Below are 19,454 nucleotides of genomic sequence, written 5' to 3' on the forward strand. Positions count from 1 at the left end.
GCTGATCGTGCTCGCCTCGACCTATCCACGCTGGAAAGATGACCATGAACCGTCGTTTGTCCACGAATTGGCGCGGCGGCTCGTACACTGGTTTGAGGTAATCGTAGTGTGCCCGCATGCCGCCGGTGCGGCGCGTCGAGAAATGCTCGATGGCGTACAGGTAGAGCGTTACCGATATGCTCCGGCCGCCTGGGAAACATTGGTCAACAATGGGGGCATCACCACAAATCTCCGCAGCTCACCGTGGAAGTGGTGGCTTGTGCCTTCATTTATCGCGGCGCAATGGCTTCTCGCGCGCAGACTGCTGAAGCCACGCGCCATCGTGCACGCGCACTGGCTACTTACGCCTGGTCTTGTAGCGAGTGGGCTGGGAATGCCCTTCGTGGTCACGTCCCACGGTGCAGACCTGTTTGCGCTGCGCGGCTCTCTTGCGATGGGTTTGAAACGCCGGGTCGTACGTCGTTGCCGCGGATTCACTGTCGTCAGCCAAGCCATGCTGCCGCCAGCGCGGAATCTTGACGATTCTATCGCTCCTGTCGTTGCGCCGATGGGAGTTGATCTTCAGCATGTTTTCACTCCAGACCCTCGCATTCCGAGGGAGCCGGATAGACTGCTTTTTGTTGGGAGGTTGGTAGAAAAAAAGGGACTCGATGTTCTGCTTGAGGCTCTTCCGGACGTGCTGGCGATGCGTCCCGGCACGCGGCTGACGGTCGTGGGCTTTGGTCCTCTTGAAAAAGATCTAAGAGCTCAATGTGCCCGTCTTGGACTGGAGGGTGTTGTTACCTTCGCAGGGGCAATGCCGTCAGCCTCCTTGGCGATGTATTACCGCTCCGCTGCAGCCTTCGTGGCGCCATTTCGCCCGGCATCCTCGGGAGACCAGGAAGGTCTCGGATTGGTTTTGGTCGAGGCACTCGGTTGCGGCTGCCCGGTCGTGGCATCGGACCTTCCGGCTGTGCGTGACGTTCTGACCGATATGCCGGGAGTATTCCCCGTGAAGGTGGCTGACTCCAAGGCGTTGGTAGAAGGTGTCCTCGCAGCACTCGACAGCAGTGCCGCCAAGGTCATCGAAGGGAGACAGCGCCTCGTGGACCGTTTCGATTGGGAGGCAGTCGCAAAACGTTATGCAGGAATTCTAATGGCTGCCAGCGATGGGGGATCTGCGGACGTCTAAGTCTTATCGCTGCAGTGTGCCGTAGAGATAGCTAAGCGCGCTCATAAGCCGCACCGCGGACGCTCTTGCCGCAAAAGGCAGGCCGGACCAATGAAGCCATGCGTCGTGTCGAGCCAGCAGGCGTAGCGGCGGCCACGCGACCCTTGCGACGAGTCCTCGCCATGGATGTCGTCGTGCATCTATGGCTTCGTAGCCCAAAGCACGATATTCAAATGGGTGTCTTTCGGCGAATATAGTTGACGTGGTCGCTCCCGCCTCCAGCATCTTCGCGCAAACGCGATCGAGAGCAAGATTGTCGCGGTGGATGACGCATGCTTCCCCTGCTGTGGCAAATCGGCCACCTTCCTTGGCAAGGCGTATAGCGAGATCGCGATCTTCAAATCCGTAACCCTTGAAGGTTTCATCGAAGCCTCCGATGCGAGCGAAGAGTCGTGCGTCAATCATCACGTTCTGGGTCGTGAAACGAGCAATGGGCGTACGGCGTGCGAGCCGGATCCTGCGCGCCACCGAAGCTTCCTGATAGCTATGCCAGAAGCCATCATTCTGTCCGAGGATCGTGCCCATCGATACATCGGATGCCTGGATCGCTTCAAGATGATGGATGATGAAGTTCGCGTCGATCGGTTCGCAGTCCGCGTCGACAAAAAGAAGCAGATCCGCCTCTGCCTTTGCGGCGCCTGCATTGCGGGCGAACGATCTCCCCATGTTCCTGGTCAATTGCAGGACGTCGGCTCGTCCGCTGAACTGGAAAGTCAGTCGCTCCCCCGTGCCGTCCTGCGAACCATCGTCCACCACCTGCACACGAAGCAAAAAGGGGGCAGGGACAATACAGCGGAGGAGGGCATCGACGGTCGCCTTCGCTCTTATCGCATCGCGATACACCGGGACGACGGCAACGATTCGTTTGTATTTCATGTTCAAAAGGGAAGATTGAACGCGCGGGCAATCGGATATCGCCAGATCTTGTCAAGCCATACTACCCATGCTTTAACTGGCCCAATCCTGGGGCAGGCCGTGAGGGCTCGTCGCTGCTCACGAAGCCGTCGCAGGACCTGGGCACGACTAATACCTGCGTTCTCCACGGTTACTGTCACCCGGTTCAGGTGGAGAGAGCGCGTCGACATCGGTAAGCGCAGGAGGAAGTCGAGATCGCCTGTGATCCTGTAGCTTGCATCGAAGCAGCCGTGATGATCGAACAGTGCACGTGCATGCCAGAGGCCGGGATGGCATATAGGCATATGGCGGCCGAGCTTGCGAAAGTCCCAGGCATCTCCACCTTCGCCGGTAAAGATACCGTCAGCATCTATCCAGCGGCAGCGCGAAGATATCAGGTCGAACGAATCGCCTGCCATCGCGTCAATCACCGAGGCTATAGCCTCTTGATCCGAGAACGCGTCGTCGGCACCAAGGAAACATACATAATGCCCTCGGGCTAGCGCCAACGCCTTGTTCCACGCATCATAGATACCATTATCTGGTTCCGACACAGCGTGCGTGACGTCACTCGCGAAACGCTCGACGATAGTCATCGTGCTATCTGTCGATGCGCCGTCCATTACGATCAGTTCCCAGTTCCGAGATGACTGGGCAACGACCGAAGCGAGGCATCGCTCGACGGTTCGTGCGGCGTTGAACGTGGCGACGATAATCGAGAGGAGGGGTTGGGCGGCTGGCGGTTGACTGGACATGGCGGCATTATGGCGGCGACTGGACGGCTGAGGAAGTTCGCCCGGGTATGTCGTCGTTTTGATAGCTCAAGAGGGACGGGGTCCCTGAAAGGATAGTCCATTGATACCAGGGGTGATTTTTGATCATGGAATTTTCGTGATCCAGCGATTTGGCGGCGTTTCCCGGTATTTCGTGGAGCTGGCGCGGGCATTGTCGCGGGCCGGCGTTCCGACGACGGTCGACAGCCCCATCTACGTCACCGATGCCTTGGATGGGCTCGCGAAGGATGGCGTTTCCGTCAGAGGTGCCCATGTTCCCGTGTTCCCAGGGATAACCTGGCTTGGCCACCGGGTCGCGCGGACTCTAAGTAGGCCTGGACCAGAAGGCATCATGCATGAGACGTGGTATCTGGAGCATTCTTCGCGGCGAAAGGGGGGGCGGCTCGCGGTGACAGTCCACGATACGATCAGCGAGCGTTTCCCGACGGAGGTGCGCGGCGCAGACGTGCAGTCGATGCGCAAGAGAAAAGCTGTGGATCGCGCGGACCTGATCTTCTGTGTATCGGAAACCACGCGTAACGACGCGGTCGAGTACCTGGGGATTTCTCCAGAGCGGCTGGTAGTTACTCCGTTGGCGCCGTCGCTACCGGTGTATCCGCGTCGTAAGCCCGAGAGGCCCTTCATTCTATACGTGGGGCATCGGGCGGGTTACAAGAATTTCGAACTTCTGCTGCGTGCGTATCAATCGTGCCCGCGACTTCATTCGGACTTCGCTCTGATATGTTTCGGAGGCCCGGCGTTTGGAGACGACGAGAGGCAGATGGTGAGGCGGGTCGGGAACGTGTCGCACGTGGCTGGAGGTGATCAAATGCTTGCTGAACTCTATGCAAGCGCGTGTGTCCTCGTCTGTACGTCCCGTTATGAGGGCTTTGGTCTGCCCTTGCTGGAAGCGATGTCCGCCGGATGCCCAGTCGTTGCCGTAAGTGGCGGCGCGACTCCGGAGGTCGGGGAGGCCGCGGTGCGCTACGTCCATGGTGCCGATCCGGCTGAACTGAGCGATACGCTTCAGACACTTTTGTATGACGATGTGGCACTGGGGGATCTCGCGGAAAGAGGACGTACGCGAAGCGGAGACTTTTCTTGGGAGCAGACGGCGGCGCTCACGATCGAAGGCTATAAAAGGCTCGCTTCATGAGATCTTCTTGGATCGCGTCACGCATTCTCGAGCGTGCAACTCCAAAGTCGCTTGATACTTCGGCGGTAGACCGGTTTATCCAGAAGCTGTCGTTAGGGGCCCGTAGTTTGTGCCTGTCACTTGGCTGGGACGCTCCCTGTTATGTTGAAGTGGAAGGTCTTCCGGATCCGCTTTGGCTACCGTTGTCGCACCAATTGCCGATGTATCGCGCCAGACATGCCCACTACGACAGGCTGATAGGCGAAGTAGCAACATTCATTAGGTCGACGCAGCCCCTGCGAATGATCGATGTCGGCGCCAACGTGGGCGATTCCATTCTCGCCGCATCCGCGGCCGAGTCTGACGCTTTTCTGGCGTTTGAGCCTCATCCCGCCTTCATTCGATATCTGCGGGCGAATCTCAGCAATCTCGAGAATGTAATCTTCTCAGACGTGGCGTGCGGTGCTGACGAAGGATCGGTTGTGCTGCCTCAAGCCGCGCGGGGCACGGCAGGAACGGTGGTAGCGGGAAACGCTGCCGCGGCTCAGGTATCTCTGGCGTCGTTGGATGCGTCCGTTCCACTTCTTTGGAAGGGACTGACACCGAACTTTGTCAAAATTGACACTGACGGATTTGATATCGATGTGATCGAAGGCGGTGGTGTCCTTTTGCGAGACACTCGGCCATGGTTACTGTACGAAGCAGATCCGCGGTTGACCGCTACAGGCATCGAAAGGCACATCGATGGTTTGGCCTTGCTGAATGATGCGGGCTACAGGTGCGCCGCCGCCTTTACGAACCTTGGGCACTTCAGCATGAGGTTGGCCACCGCCGACGCGCCGTCTTGGCGTAAGCTCTTTGAAACGCACTCTGCGAAGGGACCCGTGTACTATCACGACGTCCTATTAGCGCCGTCCGAGGCAGAACTCACGCATTTCCTCGTTCAGTTGGGTGCAAAGCGTTGGCCTGGTGTAGAAGCCTAGGTAGCCTGATGATTGTTGGCACCAAACTCGCGGCGGTATACGCTAAAACTGTACTCCAAGGTACGAGGGATGTACTCGCCACGGTGAGCGCCGTCACTTTAAGCCCGATGGCTAGAATGGCTAGCAAGACCACCACGTAGACCTGGAACTCGAGAATCCCCGCTGCATTGAGGAAGGTGGCAAACGCCTGTCCTATGGCCTCGATCGCGATCCATACAGCGAACCCGGCGAGAAGGACCGATGAGACCGGGAAGTCTCGATGAAGCCACCTAGGCGCAATGAAAGGAAAGATAAGTGCGAAGAGTGACGCGGCGACGAATGCGTATGCACCCGCTCCCGCTACTGTCCAGCCGAGTGTCCTTCGCGCCCACCTGAAATCCTTGGCAGCCAATGCTTGACGGTAAATAGGCCATAGGGGCACCCACAGTAGTGACAGGGAAAGAGGGATAAGAGAAAAAAATCTCTGCACGACGGCGTATTCACCGGCGTCCACAGGGCCGCGGATCGCCGTGATCAATGGCAAATCGATAGTGAACGCAAGTGCGCCGCCGAGCTGGAGGACGAAAAACAGTATGCCGTCTCGGCGAATCCTGGCCCTGATATCCGGCCGCCGAGGGCTGGACGAGCGCAGACGTCGTCCGTAGGTAGGATGCCGCCATAACGTGAGGGCGTTGATACTGGCAGGCAGTGCCGTTGAAGACAGGGATGCAGCGACGATCCAGGCGAGTCCGGCATCTGTCAATGCCGCCACGATGGTTGCTCCGAGGGCGAAGACCTGACCGAAAGTCTGCCACCGAAAAGCCACATGCCCCAGACCGAGGCCGAGCTGTGCCCGAGTTGCCAGGCTCAGTGGCACGCTACACGCAACGACTGTGAGCGCCACCAAAGCCGCGTTCCGGGCATCCGGGGCCACCGCGTGCGAAAGGCCGAATATCCGCCACCACGGCAACCATGCCGTCGCCGCCACGACAACCAGCATAATAATGGCTATACCTTTCAGTACGGTGGCAGCTTCGCGGAGCACGATCCTCACTTCATCAGGGCGATCCCGCCCACGTGCATCGGCGATCATGTTCATCGCACCATTGCCAATACCGAAGTCGAGGAAACCAGCGAACGTAGTGACGGACACGAGCGTGGCCCACACGCCGAACTCCGCTGGCCCGAGTGAGCGCAGCACGAACGGCAGCGCAGCGAATACGTTGACCGCCGCAACACATTTCGCGGCTAGTGACCAGCCGCCTGCGCGCAGCACGAGGAGGCCGCGGGGCCCTAACCACTTCGCTACGGGCCAATGCTTCCGAACACTTTTCATGGGTAGTGCTGGCGGAACCATGCGACGACCTCGTCGATACCTTCCTTTAGAGGTATCGATGGCCTCCACCCCAGATCGAGCAATCGAGTCGAGTCGAGTCGCTTGCGTGGCGTCCCATCAGGCTTACTAGCGTCCCAGATGATGTCGCCCCTGAACCCGGCGGTGCTAGCCACGATCTGTGCTAGCGAAGCAATGCTCACTTCGTCGTTGCTACCGATATTCATCGGGGCGACGTCAGAGTAATTGTTCATGAGGAAGAGGGCCGCATCAGCCATGTCGTCCGAATGCATGAACTCCCGCAATGGCTTTCCACTGCCCCAAACGGTAACGTTATCCGTTTTGTGGTCAGCCGCTCCGACGAAGCGACGGATGAGTGCCGGTAGGACGTGGGAGTTCTCTGGGTGGAAGTTGTCGTTCGGTCCGTACAAGTTCGTCGGCATGGCGCTGATCGCATCGAACCCATGTTGCCGCCTGTACGCTTGGCACATCGCGAGCCCGGCGATCTTCGCGATGGCATAGGCCTCGTTCGTCGCTTCGAGAGGGCCAGTCAGGAGATAATCTTCCTTGATGGGTTGCGGGCAGTCGCGCGGATAGATACAGGACGATCCGAGAAAGAGAAGTTTTCGGGCGCCATGTTGCCATGCCGAATGGATGACATTCGTCTGAATGGCAAGGTTGTCGCCGATGAAGTCTGCGGGATACGAAGAATTTGCGTAGATGCCGCCGACCTTGGCCGCCGCCAAGAAAACGTACGCCGGTCGTTCGGTTTTAAAGAACGCATTGGTAGCTTCCTGGTTGCGCAGGTCGAGTTCCTTCCGGTCGCGCGTGAGGATGCGAGTAGCACCTTCGCGCTGTAGCCTCCGCACGATGGCTGATCCCGCCAGGCCGCGATGGCCGGCGACATAGATCGGCGCCTCGAGGTCGAGTGGCATCATTCGTAGCGCTCCGAAGTGGCAAAGCCGGCTGTCTTCACCAGCGCATCCCTCCGCGCTTCGCGAAGGTCGTTCGACATCATTTCCGCGACCAGATCCCCGAAAGATGTCCGCGGCGACCATCCTAGTTTTTCGCGAGCTTTGCTCGCGTCGCCGAGCAGGGTTTCTACTTCAGCAGGGCGAAAATAGCGAGGATCAACCTCGACGATGATGTCGCCCTGCTTTACGGCGGAATCTGGAGGGGACTTCGCAACGCGTGCTCGTTCGTTTATGCCGTCGCCTTCCCACGCAAGCTCCAGGCCCAGCCATGCCGCAGCGAGAACAACGAAGTCACGAACCGAATTCTGAGCGCCCGTAGCGACAACGAAATCTTCAGGCTCGTCTTGCTGCAGCATCAACCACTGCGCTTCGACAAAGTCCCGCGCGTGCCCCCAGTCTCGGCGTGCGTCCAGGTTTCCGAGGAATAGACGATCCTGTAGCCCAGTATGGATGCGAGTCAGGCCGCGCGTAATCTTGCGCGTGACGAACGTCTCACCCCTTCGTGGCGACTCATGGTTGAAGAGAATGCCGTTGCAGGCATATATGCCATACGATTCGCGGTAATTTACTACCGTCCAGTAGGCGTATAACTTAGCAACTCCATAGGGCGACCGAGGATAAAACGGCGTCGTCTCACTCTGCGGTGTTTCGCGGACCTTGCCGTACAATTCGGACGTCGAAGCTTGGTAGAAGCGTGTTGTCTTTTCCATGCCGAGTATGCGGAGTGCCTCGAGCATGCGAAGCGTACCTAGCGCGTCGGTATCTGCGGTGTACTCCGGTGTTTCGAAAGAGACCTGTACATGGCTTTGCGCACCAAGGTTATAGATTTCGTCCGGGCGGACTTGCTGAATTATTCGGATGAGGTTCGTTGCATCCGTGAGATCGCCGTAGTGCAGGACGAAACGACGATCGCTTTCATGCGGGTCTCGGTATAGGTGATCCACCCGTTCTGTATTGAAGGACGAGGCACGTCGTTTAATGCCGTGAACCTCGTAGCCTTTTTCTAACAGGAATTCCGCCAGATAGGCTCCGTCCTGACCGGTAATTCCCGAAATAAGAGCTCGCTTCACGAAATTTTCCAATTAATACAGTGGCTTGTTGTCTTGGACCTGGGTCGGCCGGCCCTGCGGGGGATTGTAGTATGGGTCGGCGGTCATCTCTCGCCTGAGTCCTCTCCATTCCGAATCTTTGCCTCCAGGCGGTTTCGCAAGGAGGAGAGGTCTCCTTCCAGCCGACCTCCCATATTCATGCTCTCCAACACCGTCAGTTGCCGCCGAGCCTCGTTGAGTTCGCCGTGTGCGATTAGGACTTGCGCATAATGGACGCGATAGGCGGGTTCGTCGGGAGCCGCCGTCACGGCCTCTTGAGCCATTCTGAAGGCCAGCCCGTCATCGTGGAGAATCTGCGAAGCGAAGATCCCATAGGCCGCCTTGAGCCGGGCACTCACACCTGGCTTTGCCAGAGCGACCCGAAAGGTCTTATCAAGATCAGTCGTATCGAACCTGCAAAGTTCTTGTTCTACGCAGGTGGCTAGAGCTAGCAGCGAACTATCGTCTTGTACCGTTACGGGCTGCTGCGAGAGTTTACGTTGCATGCCTATCCACCATTCGCTTCGCACGGGGAGGTTCATGCGGCCGTACATGAACACGAGCGCCTGTTCGGCGAGAATCGACGAGCCAGGCAGGGCAGCTGCCCGTTCCAATGCTTCGCGTGCCTTCGCAACGTAGGGCGAGTCAGGCTCATAGCGCGATGCAATGATATAGGCGCGGCCAAGTTCATATTGGGCGCGTGGCGATTCCGGCCCCCGTGCGGCGAGCTCTTCCGCAAGCGAAAGGGGTGTCCCCCACGCCTGCGCAGTCCGTGCAGTAAGCGCGGCTGCCCATATGGTCAGTGCTATCCCCACCATGAGTGGAAGGTGGCGAAATGTCAGATGGTATTTACTTGCGGTTGAAAGTCTAACGGATGCATATCGAAGCGCTTCACTTACGGCGAGCACGATGCCTATGCTCGCAAAGTAGTTCCGGTGCTCGTATACGAGCTCAAGCGGAAGTACCGTTCCCGTCAAAGTGTGACAGGCGAAGAACCAGAAAACTCCCAAGGTGACAAGCGGTGCATGATTTCTGGCTGACCAAGCAAGGCCGATGATCGTCGCCAGCCCGATTGCGCTCCACAGCGTCGATGGTGGATTCAGCCATCCCGTGCTTTGAACGAATGCATCGTGGTAGAAGCTGAGGTTCCCTGCTGTGGGAAACACGGTCCAACTAATATAATCGAGGACGATCCTGGCTTCACTGAGAAGGCGCGTCCATAAGGTGAAGTTGCGCGTCCCCCACGTCCTTGCATCGAGTAGGCCTGGCCCGATCCAGGTCAGACCCACCACAAGAGGGACTCCGAGGATCACGACATAAAACCAGACGAACCGCCAGTCCACCTTGAAGGACTGACGGTCGAGACGGAAACCGAAGACGAACGATTCAACACACAACGCATAAAGTGGAAGTAGTACCGAAGTCTCCTTGGCCGCAGTTCCCAGCAGGGTAGGCACGACGAGCCAGGTCGCACTTTGCAGGAATCCCTGTCCCCCTTGCTGCATTCGAATTCTTGAATGTACATAGCCGAACAAGCCAGCCAGGACGAACAGGTTTGCGAGCGATTCCATGCGCTGTACCACGTAGAGGACAGCGGTCAGGTTTATGGGAAGCAGTAGCCACGCCATAGCTGCGAATACCGCCCATAGAATGGCATTTGCCCATTCTCGCTCGTCGCGGGCTCGAAAGCGGAAGAGTGCCGTGAACAGAAAATAGAGGAGGACACCATTCATCGCGTGCAGCACGATGTTCGTTGCTTTCATCGACGATGAGTTCAAGCCCCCGTTGGCCACGTAATCGAGAGCAAACGTTAGCGATGACAATGGCCGCTTCAGCTCGCTGGATGGCGACGACATGGCAGCGCCAACCAAGGAAGCTAGGGAGAGCGATTGCGGTTGGACCTGAGCGTTATCAACGATGTTTGGGTAGTCGTCAAACACGAAGCCGCCCCCGAGCCCAGGTGCGTATACGACGATTGTCGCCAGGACCAACGCCGTAAGCACGGACAGGTGTCGCACCACTTTCGGCAGGTTTGGTGATTGCACTATTTCGAATCTCCGCCTACTGCGCCGTTTTCGAGGGCCTCCCGGAATGTCCGAATCGCGAGAGTCAAGCGCCGATCTGCCCCGCCTTCCGCACGACTGAGGAAGGCGAGTACCTCGCGGCATCCTGCGATGTCGTTCAATGATGCATCCAATTGAAACAGAATGACCCCAATACCGTTGTTGCGACCGCTATCTATCCACGCCCGCTTGATCACGTCTCGCGCCACTGCCAAATTTCCGGATTCGGCGATGATGCGGCCACTGTTGTAGCGGGTTCGCCAGACGGGCTGGTCAACGGATGGTTGGGGGGTGGCATCAAGCCATTGCAGGGCGATCAATGCGACGCGCGGGCCGTTTACGGTTTTGCATCCTTCCGAAATTCTTTCGGCCAGCAGTTCCCAACCTACCATGGCATAGGTCGTGATTCTTCCACGTGCCCGCGCCTGGAACTCCCCATACATATCCTCCGGCGCGGGTTTTGCATTAACCGTACAGTACGCGACGAACCGCCAGATTGTCGCGGTTGCTTGTTCGGAGGCGGGAGCGGCCCGTTCTCCCTTCGCGATGTAGGCCAGTGCACCTTCGAGATCTCCTGCCGCAAGTGCGTGGCCGGTGAGGTTGGACAGTAACCGCGGGGAGTCGGGATTGTATCCATATTGCGTCGAATAGAACGTCTGTGCGTCCTTCCACCCCTCGGCCTGACTCCAGGTACCCAAGCCGTAGATAGCGAGACAGGTGGTGCCGCATGCTAACAGGACACGACGCACGCGAGGCTTTTCAATACTGGCAGTGACGATGAACCGCAGGAGTCCCACGATTGCGATCAAAGCAAAGAGAGCTGCTCCGTAGTTGCGGTGCTCGAAATAGAGCTCGAGCCCGATAGGACCTGCTTCAAGCGCGTGAGCGATCAGATAGCCGGCTACGCCAAGCGTGAATAACGGGATTCTGCGGCGCCACATGATAGCTACACCCACGACGCAGATCCATGCGATCAACGATAAGAGAGTACTTATCGGTGTGCCCAGCGTAATGGAAACAGGATAGTTGTCATGAAACAGACCCATTCTGGGACCGACTGGGAAGAAGGTCGTCTGCAGATAGCTCCAGAGGACGCGCGGCTCCGTCAATAATCGTTGTACAAGTGTGAAATCGCGCGCAGCGTAACCGCCCAGTATCCAGTCGGGGCGAAACAGGATAAAGAGCAGCGCGCTGAAAATGGGAAGAGCAACGGTCAACCCAAAGAAGATCTTGATATTGCGTGGCCGGGCTCGGTCCGGGAATAACATGTACTCAAGAGCCGCCGCCAATGGAAGCGCGAGTACTCCAGTTTCCTTTGCTGCGGTAGCCAAAAGCGTCAGGATTGGCACAACAATCCATACGGCGGCAACCGAAGCGCGCGATCCATGCACCATTCGCCGCCTCGCAGCCATGTACGTGACGAGAGTCGCGAACGTTAGCAGCGTGGCCAGCTGAGCCATGCGCTGGATCACGTACAGTACCGTGCTGACGTGCATCGGTAGCCACAGCCAAGCCACGGCTACAAATGTGGCAAGCCAGTGTCCTCGCCGCCGTTCGATGCCGACCTGTTGGAATACAAACAAGCTCAGTACAAGAGCAAGTCCTCCGCAGGCAAGATGGATGGCGAGGTTGGTGGCCTTGAAGGCGAGCGTGTCTAACGCCGGATCGAACCAGGCATTCACAAGGAAGGTGAGCATGCTCAATGGTCGTCCGCCTGGACCGGACCGGTTGTCGAGCACGACGCCCTGCCAAGCTAGCGTACCGTCGACCCAGCTCTTTAGCGGTTTGAGATTGCCGATATCATCGAGGAGGTACGGGCCGTGTAGCCCCGGCGCATACATCGCAATTGTCAGGCTCACGATGACTAAAGCGACGAGCCAGTTGCGATTGGGCCTGAGAAAGGCGCCGGGTGCAGGTTGGTTGGACAAGTAAGCTCCGAGTGGCAAGGCACGTCGGAGCCGATAATCAACTACGACAGGTGCCGGGGAGGAATTTAGCGGTGAGGCTACCCGGCGTTCCAAATCCCGCGGCGCCGTTGCAACTCCAGGTGATGATGCCACCGGAGGCGGTGGGCGTCAGCGTGAAATTCTTGCCATCAATCTGATTGGGGTCGATATTACGGAATGTTACCTCAATGATGCCATGGTCCTTGATGGTCACCTGACTCACGTAAGTGCTGGCACCTGTTTGGTAGCCGGCTTCGGCCGGTGTTGTGGGGAAACTGCCGCGGGAGCCATAGGATTCTGCAACCGCATATTTAGCGGCGTCAGCGAGAACAATTCCCTCGGAAACCTTCGCTCGCTTCGCATAATCTTGGTACTGGGGAATTGCGATTGCCGCCAGAATTGCGATGATCGCCACAACGATCATCAGTTCAATGAGTGTGAAACCTCTCGCTGCTGCCTTCATCGCCTTCCCCTTTCATGCCCCCTGTAGGCATGGCTTGTGGATAAGAAGAAGGCTCCCGAAGGAGCCTTCTTTTCGCCGCGGAAGAACGTTGTTTCCCTTCCAAGGCATTTTTTCGGTGTCGCTTAGCTCGTCTTGCGGCAATTGGCCGGCACGAACTTGGTGCCGATGCTGCCGGTGCTGCCGCCCAGACCTGCCGCGCCGTTGCAGTCCCACTGGATCGAGCCGCTGGTGGCCGTCGGGGTCAGGATGACCGTCTGCTGGTCGATCGCGCCGTCCTTGATGTTCTTGTATTTGACGGTGATCACACCCTTCCCAGTAATGCCGACACTGTCGACATATGTGCTGGTTGCAGTCTGATATCCCGCTTCAGTATTGCTGGCCGGCCATGCACCCTTAGCTTGATACGTCTCCGACACAGCCAGCTTTGCAGCATCGGCCAGCACCAGGCCTTCCGAAACCTTCGCGCGCTTGGTGTAGTCCTGGTACTGCGGGATGGCGATAGCCGCAAGGATCGCGATGATCGCGACCACGATCATCAGTTCAATGAGCGTAAAGCCCTTCTGCACGTTCTTCATGGATGTTCCTCAAATGGTTAGCTAACCGTAGTGTTTGACGCCCCCTGAGCCCTAGCACCGGGCCTCCTAGGCTGGCCCGGCTCCCCCTCGTCATGTTGAGGAAAAACGACCAGGAAGCTCGCCGTGAATGAAGCACGTAACGTGCCACTTTCCCGGTGGCTTGCCCTGAATAGCAGGCGGGGCAGATTTTCCACACTCACAGCGGTTGCACAATACCGGTCATTACGAGAATGACGAGCGCATCACGGACGAGTCGCTGATAGTGACGAGGTGCGTCACTATGTGACGCTCCGGGGCATGCTTCTTTCGTCGATTCAAGCGGATGCGGACGCTCGCCGATGGGCGATCGCTCGGCAAAGGGTTATCGCAGCGGTGATCGCAAGAATGATTTCCATGCCACGGTAGGGGACGGCGTAGCGGGGTTCGGCCTGGAGGAGGACGAAGGTCACCGTTGCTAGTACGACGATGGCTCCCGTCCACCGGATGACGAGTGGGACCTGGTGGGATCGGAGTGTCTGAGCGACGCCTAACAGAGCCAGGAGGGCGAGCCACGGGTTCAGGACGAAGCAGACGCCTTCCCATGCACGGAGCCAGACGTTTTCCTCAAACGGTGAGTGGCCGGTCGGAAAGACGTAGATATCCCCCTGTCCGACGGCAACATCCCAGCTCCACAGTAGCGCTGGCTTCTGCGTGTACCACCGGACATATTTCAGTGGGTCAGCCGAAAACCGGTGCCAGAGCAGCGGCAGGCCCTGCGACCAACTGAACTGCATCGCGCTGGCCTCACGATCGATGGTTGCCATCACGATCTGCGCGTGGGGATCGTGCAACTGGATAGCGCTGAAGGCCGCGGTATGGTATTCCGGCCACGAGCCTTGAACGAGGTTGATCGCTGCCCGGCCATTCGCGCTCGTACCTGTCGGGAGTGTCGTGTTTCGTGCTATCCACATGGCGGACGGTAACGTGCAGGCGATCAGAAAGGTTAGCCAAAACGCACGCCGCGAGGGGTCTTTCCATAGCATGATTACGGCGAGTAGGGGCGCCATCGGTAGGACGACCGCGTTTGTGAGGGCCGCAGCGGAAAATGCCAAACCGCTGGCCGTGGCTATGATTCTGGACCGCCGCCGCAGCGCTGTATCCAGCAACCAAAGTGCAGATGCGAGCAGGAAACCCAGGAATGTTTCACTAAGCACGTAACCGGTAAAACTCACTAGGTGAGGCCAGGCTCCCAGCAAAATGCCCGTCGCAAAGGCGGCAGCAAAACCAAGGTAGCGATTTGCCAGCGAAATCCAAATTGCCACTGTGGCAGTCCCGAGCAGGCATTGGACGAGAAGGAGCGTGTCGTAGACCTCGCGACCGGTCCCGCGTATTGCCATCAGGCTAGCGAAGAAGACGGGGTACCCGGGGTCGCGGAAACTGTCTGGCGTGACGGCTCCGGATAGTGGGCGAGCCAGCGAGAACGTGCCGTGCTTAAGCAGGTTCCAGGCGTAGCAAAAGTATTGCCATGCATCGCCGCGGAGCGGGTTGTCCACTACTGCGGTATGGACGTATACGTAGCGCAGGACAAAGGATGCAACCACGATCGCCGAAAGCATGAGGAGGCGTATGTGTGTCATCGGAGCGGCGGCTGTGTTGTTCAAGCGGATTTCCCATCCCGGTTACGGACCGGCGCAGGAGCAAGCTTATCCGATGGCGTTGGCTGCCTCACCGCGCTTGCACCAGCGACGAAGCCCCCGTACCGTGCCCAGCAGATCAAGCAAGGGAGCCCACCATGAAACCCCTCCTAGCCGCGCTAGCCCTGGCCCTAGCGTCCGGCCCGGTCCTGTCCGCCGACGCCGACAGCACCACCCCCCATCCATTCTCCATCCGCGACCTGGTCATGATGGATCGCGTCGGGGACCCCCAGCTGTCCCCCGATGGCCGCTACGCACTGTTCTCCGTCCGCGCCACGGACTACGCGGCCAATAAGGGAGTCACCTCCCTCTATGTCGTCGACCTCAACAAGCCACCGCAACCGGTCATGGTCGTGGAGAAGGGCTCCTCCCCCCGCTGGGCGCCGGATGGCAAGTCGATCTATTACACGGCCCCGAAGGAAGGCACGGCGCAGGTCTGGCATCGCTCGTTCGACGCCGACAATTCCGGCAAGGGTCTGGCGCTGACGGTTCGTACCGGTGAAGCAGTCACTGATGCCCCTCTGGACGTCAACGCCTTCAAGCTGTCGCCGGATGGTTCCAGGCTGCTCCTAAGCTACGACGTATTCACCGACTGCCCCGACCTCGCATGTACCAAGGAGCGCCTGGACGGCCGCGAGAAGGACAAGTCCACCGGCACGGTCTACAACAAGCTCTTCGTTCGGCATTGGGACACCTGGGTGGACGGTCGCCGCTCCCAGCTCTACATCGCCGACGCCAACGCACCTTCGCAGCCGGTACTGCTGAGCCGCGACATCGACGGCGACGTGCCCAGCAAGCCTTTCGGTGGGGACGACGAGTTCTCCTTCTCGCCGGACGGCAAGACCGTCTACTTCGATGCCCGCATCGCAGGCAAGACCGAGCCCTGGTCGACCAACTTCGACATCTATAGCGTCCCGGCCGACGGCTCGGCCGCTCCGGTGAACCTCACCGCGGAGAACCTGGCGTGGGACGCCAATCCCCTGGTGTCGCCAGATGGCAAGACGTTGTTCTATACGGCGATGAAGGAACCGGGTTCCGAGGCCGATCGCTTCGGCATCATGGCCCTGGACCTCGCATCAGGCAGCAAGCGGGAAGTGGCGCCTTCGTGGGATAGCTCCGCCGGCGCCCTCCAGGTCTCGGCCGATGGCAAGACCCTCTACACCACCACCGACGACAAGGGCCAACATCCGCTGTTCGCCATCGACGTGGCGACGGGTAAGGCCAGCGTCCTCGTCACCGACGGCTCGGTGGGTGCGTTCTCGGCAGGCAGTTCAAAGGTCCTGCTGTCCCGCGACGACCTCAAGCGCCCGGCAGACCTCTACACCGCCGACCTGAAGGGCAAGGGCCTCAAGCAGGTCACCCACTTCAACGCCAAGCGCATCAAGGGCGCACAGACCGGCGATTTCGAGTTCTTCACCTTCAAGGGCTGGAACAACGAAACCGTGCAGGGCTACGTGGTGAAGCCGGTCGGTTACAAGCGCGGTAAGACCTATCCGGTCGCCTTCATCATCCACGGCGGCCCGCAAGGCGCGATGACCAACAGCTGGAGCTACCGCTGGAACGCCCAGACCTACGCGGGCCAAGGCTTCGCCGTGGTGACCATCAACTTCCACGGTTCGACGGGTTACGGCCAGGCCTTCACCGAATCCATCTCGGGTGACTGGGGCGGCAAGCCGCTCGAGGATCTGAAGGCCGGCTGGAGTGCCGCTCTGTCGAAGTACAACTTCCTCGATGGCAACCGTGCCTGCGCCCTCGGCGCCAGCTACGGCGGCTACATGGTCTATTGGATGGCGGGCAACTGGAACCAGCCGTGGAAGTGCTTCGTCGACCACGACGGTGTCTTCGACGCGCGCGCCATGTACTACGAAACCGAAGAGCTCTGGTTCGAGGAAAAGGAAAACGGCGGTACGCAGTTCGACCATCCGGAGAACTACGAGCGCTTCAATCCGGTCAATCATGTGAAGGACTGGCGCGTGCCGATGCTCGTCATCCACAGTGGCAAGGACTTCCGCATTCCCGATACCCAGGGTCTGGGCGCGTTCACGGCGCTGCAGCGTCGCGGCATCCCGAGCCAGCTATTGCACTTCCCTGATGAGAATCACTGGGTGCTCAAGCCGCAGAACAGCGTGCAGTGGCATGAGACGGTGAATGCTTGGTTGAAGGAGTGGACAGCTGCCGGGGTTAAATAGGGCGAAGGAGGCGGCGATCGATAGGTCGCCGCTTCCCAGTTAAAGCACCCCACCAAAATCTTAAGATCTGCGCGTTCCTGTACGATCAAAAGTGAACTGATGTATGGATGATGTCGAAATCTTTAAGTACAGGAAGATGCGTCCCTTAGGGTTCATCTTGGCCTCTACCTTCACGGCCATGACTACATGCATCTGTGTAGCTTCGATTCAGCGATACGAAGCCGATCAATATGTCTCGGTACTGATCGTATTTGTCCCCATAACCTTGTTCGTAATTGCTGTGCTGGCATACCGAAATATCGTCTTATCGGCGGACGGAATTCGTCAGCCTCTCCTTGGGCTGCGAGGCCGGCTTGTTTTGTGGGATGACATTACGTGTGTGCGCTGCGGTGTTCTGGCTGATGGTGAAGAGACAGTCGCGTCGTATCGAATCCGGACTAAGCGTTGGTCACCTGTTTTCGGGGTGACTATCATGTCGCTCATGGATAACGCGGAAAGGCTAATCGTAGCTATCGATGTCGAGATAGGTCGGCGCCAAGTACCCATCACGGCTTGGCATTCCAACGAGAGGATTACATTGACGCATCTACCAAAGCCAGAAAGAAGCTCGGGCTGGCCGAAGCACTAGGTGTGCTGACATCAGCGTCTATCTGAGGGGAAAAAGCGAAATTTTAGGGACTCTCACGTGCTCCGGACTAATCGGGCAGCCATGGTCGCCGGCTTTTAGGCTTCCCGTCCGTCGAATCTTTCGCCCACGCCATAGCTACCCACCGTCTACCCTTCTTTAGCTAGATCGAAATGCCGGCGGTGCAGCCACCTCGGCCTCCTCCGACGATCACCTTCCCTTGGGCGAACATGAACTTCTAATTCATATGGCTAATATCGAAACGTTCAAGTATAAAAAAATGCGTCCAGTGGGTTTCATTCTGGCCTCCGTAGTTGTGGCCATCTGTGCTTGGATTTCCATTCTCTCGATCCAGAGGTACCCAGTGGGTCAGTACCTTCCTGTGCTGCTCTTCTTCGTCCCTGTCGCCATATGTGTATCGGCCCTTTCAGTTTTCCTTTATCGGGACGTGGTCGTATCAAACTGTGGGATTCGAAGACCCTTCTTAGGCTCTAGAGGTCGGCTCGTTGCCTGGCATGAAATGACCTGCCTTCGTTGCGTTGGGGTAGCGAGCGATGGTAAGACCGCGAACGGGTACTTAATACTTACTAAGCTTGGATTCCCTGTGGTAGGAATACTTGTAATATCCCTCATCGACCGTGGTGAAAGACTGAGCGAAGTGATAGGTGCGGAATTCCTCAAACGGGAACTTCCCGTTGTGGCATGGCGTTCCGGAGTATGGATGCCATTGGACCATTTGCCACGGTTAAAACGAAGCTCTTATTGAACAGCGGGTGCAATACGGCGAAAGCGATTGCCGGCCATAAACGCAGATAGGATCATTCACGCGAAGCAGATGGTCGTAATTTATTCCTCACGGGTTGCCACGCACCTCACGCTCGGCAGCCTCCGCCCATCGATACGCCACCGCAGCGCCACTGAAATAAACAACCTCGGCAGTGCTTGCCGCGATAGCGCGTTCGAGGAGCAGCATGTCGGCCTCATGCGGATGGCTCACGCGCACATCATGGAAGAAGATCACCTGTTGGCATTGGCCCGAAAACACGAGGTCGGCGATCTGCACATCGCCGCCCATTGGGCCGCTTTCGTAGCAGGTGGCCCATGCTTCATCCCGCGACCAGCCCTGTTGTCGAGCGAGATCGTTCAATCGACGCCCCGTGGTCCCCGTGCAAATTCGGCGGGAAAAGCTTGATAGCAGCGCAAAGTGCCTCACGACGAATTCCACCATGCAAGGCTTCCAGGCGTCGTGCGCAATAAGAGCGATGGCTTGGTCCGCGAATCGGTGCTGCAACCCGTTCAGGGACCTTGATGGCAAGCCGCGAAGAATCCGCTCCGCTTCGATCCACTCAGCAGCGGACGCCGCCGTGACGAGATACGGCTTGGCTTGGATGAGACATAAACGTTTCAGCGCCCGTACCTCGGGGACAGGGGCCGATTCGTCGCCAGGTGCAGTTAAATGAATGATTCCGCCCAATGCATCACCACCGTCGGCATCGATGATGGCTGCTGCCATTCGTACGATGTCGTGAAGGTGGTCACCTAGATAAGACT

At 58.2% G+C, this 19,454-nt stretch carries 15 protein-coding genes; 4 read left to right on the top strand and 11 right to left on the bottom strand.

Annotated features, from left to right (window positions below):
* Window positions 1-7: 7 nt before the first annotated feature.
* Window positions 8-1,171 carry a glycosyltransferase gene (locus AB6730_RS12340; protein WP_371023905.1) on the top strand — a complete coding sequence of 388 codons (1,164 nt, stop codon included), beginning with the start codon at window positions 8-10 and terminating at the stop codon, window positions 1,169-1,171.
* A gap of 3 nt (window positions 1,172-1,174) precedes the next feature.
* On the opposite strand, the gene AB6730_RS12345 is transcribed toward AB6730_RS12340, so the two are convergent.
* The gene (locus tag AB6730_RS12345; RefSeq protein ID WP_371023906.1) at window positions 1,175-2,086 is read right to left on the bottom strand and encodes a glycosyltransferase family 2 protein; all 912 of its coding nucleotides are present in this window, start codon (window positions 2,084-2,086) and stop codon (window positions 1,175-1,177) included.
* A gap of 2 nt (window positions 2,087-2,088) precedes the next feature.
* On the bottom strand, window positions 2,089-2,859 hold the full coding sequence (locus tag AB6730_RS12350) for a glycosyltransferase family 2 protein (protein WP_371023907.1): 771 nt from the start codon (window positions 2,857-2,859) through the stop codon (window positions 2,089-2,091).
* A 136-nt stretch (window positions 2,860-2,995) separates the two neighbouring features.
* On the opposite strand from AB6730_RS12350, the gene AB6730_RS12355 reads away from it, so the two are divergent.
* Window positions 2,996-4,033, top strand: a complete 1,038-nt coding sequence (locus AB6730_RS12355; RefSeq protein ID WP_371023908.1) for a glycosyltransferase family 4 protein — start codon at window positions 2,996-2,998, stop codon at window positions 4,031-4,033.
* Between the two features lie 281 nt (window positions 4,034-4,314).
* Window positions 4,315-4,995, top strand: coding sequence for an FkbM family methyltransferase (locus AB6730_RS12360; protein WP_371023909.1), 681 nt, complete (start codon window positions 4,315-4,317; stop codon window positions 4,993-4,995).
* Here the strand turns inward: AB6730_RS12360 and AB6730_RS12365 are convergent.
* The 8 genes from AB6730_RS12365 to AB6730_RS12400 form a co-directional block, all read right to left on the bottom strand.
* Window positions 4,940-6,250, bottom strand: a complete 1,311-nt coding sequence (locus AB6730_RS12365) for a lipopolysaccharide biosynthesis protein (RefSeq protein ID WP_371023910.1) — start codon at window positions 6,248-6,250, stop codon at window positions 4,940-4,942. The genes AB6730_RS12360 and AB6730_RS12365 overlap by 56 nt on opposite strands.
* Before the next feature lie 56 nt (window positions 6,251-6,306).
* On the bottom strand, window positions 6,307-7,245 hold the full coding sequence (locus AB6730_RS12370; protein ID WP_371023911.1) for a GDP-L-fucose synthase family protein: 939 nt from the start codon (window positions 7,243-7,245) through the stop codon (window positions 6,307-6,309).
* On the bottom strand, window positions 7,242-8,351 hold the full coding sequence (gmd, locus tag AB6730_RS12375) for a GDP-mannose 4,6-dehydratase (RefSeq protein ID WP_371023912.1): 1,110 nt from the start codon (window positions 8,349-8,351) through the stop codon (window positions 7,242-7,244). Before gmd ends, AB6730_RS12370 begins: the two co-directional genes overlap by 4 nt.
* Before the next feature lie 83 nt (window positions 8,352-8,434).
* Window positions 8,435-10,309: a hypothetical protein gene (locus tag AB6730_RS12380; RefSeq protein ID WP_371023913.1), complete on the bottom strand. Its 1,875-nt coding sequence runs from the start codon at window positions 10,307-10,309 to the stop codon at window positions 8,435-8,437.
* Between the two features lie 104 nt (window positions 10,310-10,413).
* Window positions 10,414-12,360: a hypothetical protein gene (locus tag AB6730_RS12385; RefSeq protein ID WP_371023914.1), complete on the bottom strand. Its 1,947-nt coding sequence runs from the start codon at window positions 12,358-12,360 to the stop codon at window positions 10,414-10,416.
* A gap of 37 nt (window positions 12,361-12,397) precedes the next feature.
* On the bottom strand, window positions 12,398-12,841 hold the full coding sequence (locus AB6730_RS12390; protein WP_371023915.1) for a pilin: 444 nt from the start codon (window positions 12,839-12,841) through the stop codon (window positions 12,398-12,400).
* Between the two features lie 122 nt (window positions 12,842-12,963).
* Window positions 12,964-13,416 (bottom strand): pilin, encoded by a 453-nt coding sequence (locus AB6730_RS12395; protein ID WP_371023916.1) that lies wholly within the window; start codon window positions 13,414-13,416, stop codon window positions 12,964-12,966.
* Between the two features lie 314 nt (window positions 13,417-13,730).
* Window positions 13,731-15,056, bottom strand: coding sequence for an ArnT family glycosyltransferase (locus AB6730_RS12400; protein WP_371023917.1), 1,326 nt, complete (start codon window positions 15,054-15,056; stop codon window positions 13,731-13,733).
* 131 nt (window positions 15,057-15,187) lie between these two features.
* Between AB6730_RS12400 and AB6730_RS12405 the strand changes: the two genes are divergently transcribed.
* The gene (locus AB6730_RS12405; RefSeq protein ID WP_371023918.1) at window positions 15,188-17,278 is read left to right on the top strand and encodes a prolyl oligopeptidase family serine peptidase; all 2,091 of its coding nucleotides are present in this window, start codon (window positions 15,188-15,190) and stop codon (window positions 17,276-17,278) included.
* Window positions 17,279-18,756: 1,478 nt separating this feature from the next.
* Here the strand turns inward: AB6730_RS12405 and AB6730_RS12410 are convergent.
* Entirely contained in the window at window positions 18,757-19,416 is a 660-nt protein-coding gene (locus AB6730_RS12410) for a methylglyoxal synthase (RefSeq protein ID WP_371023919.1), read from the bottom strand.
* Window positions 19,417-19,454: the final 38 nt, after the last annotated feature.

The sequence above is a fragment of the Luteibacter sp. RCC_6_2 genome (assembly GCF_041360655.1).
GTDB lineage: Bacteria > Pseudomonadota > Gammaproteobacteria > Xanthomonadales > Rhodanobacteraceae > Luteibacter.

Excerpts from the sequence above, each read along its gene's own strand:
- AB6730_RS12395 (WP_371023916.1), bottom strand. The coding sequence starts at position 13,416 with ATGAAGAACGTGCAGAAGGGCTTTACGCTCATTGAACTGATGATCGTG.
- AB6730_RS12345 (WP_371023906.1), bottom strand. The coding sequence starts at position 2,086 with ATGAAATACAAACGAATCGTTGCCGTCGTCCCGGTGTATCGCGATGCG.
- AB6730_RS12360 (WP_371023909.1), top strand. The coding sequence starts at position 4,315 with ATGATCGATGTCGGCGCCAACGTGGGCGATTCCATTCTCGCCGCATCC.
- AB6730_RS12350 (WP_371023907.1), bottom strand. The coding sequence starts at position 2,859 with ATGTCCAGTCAACCGCCAGCCGCCCAACCCCTCCTCTCGATTATCGTC.
- AB6730_RS12405 (WP_371023918.1), top strand. The coding sequence starts at position 15,188 with ATGAAACCCCTCCTAGCCGCGCTAGCCCTGGCCCTAGCGTCCGGCCCG.
- AB6730_RS12390 (WP_371023915.1), bottom strand. The coding sequence starts at position 12,841 with ATGAAGGCAGCAGCGAGAGGTTTCACACTCATTGAACTGATGATCGTT.
- AB6730_RS12370 (WP_371023911.1), bottom strand. The coding sequence starts at position 7,245 with ATGATGCCACTCGACCTCGAGGCGCCGATCTATGTCGCCGGCCATCGC.
- AB6730_RS12410 (WP_371023919.1), bottom strand. The coding sequence starts at position 19,416 with ATGGCAGCAGCCATCATCGATGCCGACGGTGGTGATGCATTGGGCGGA.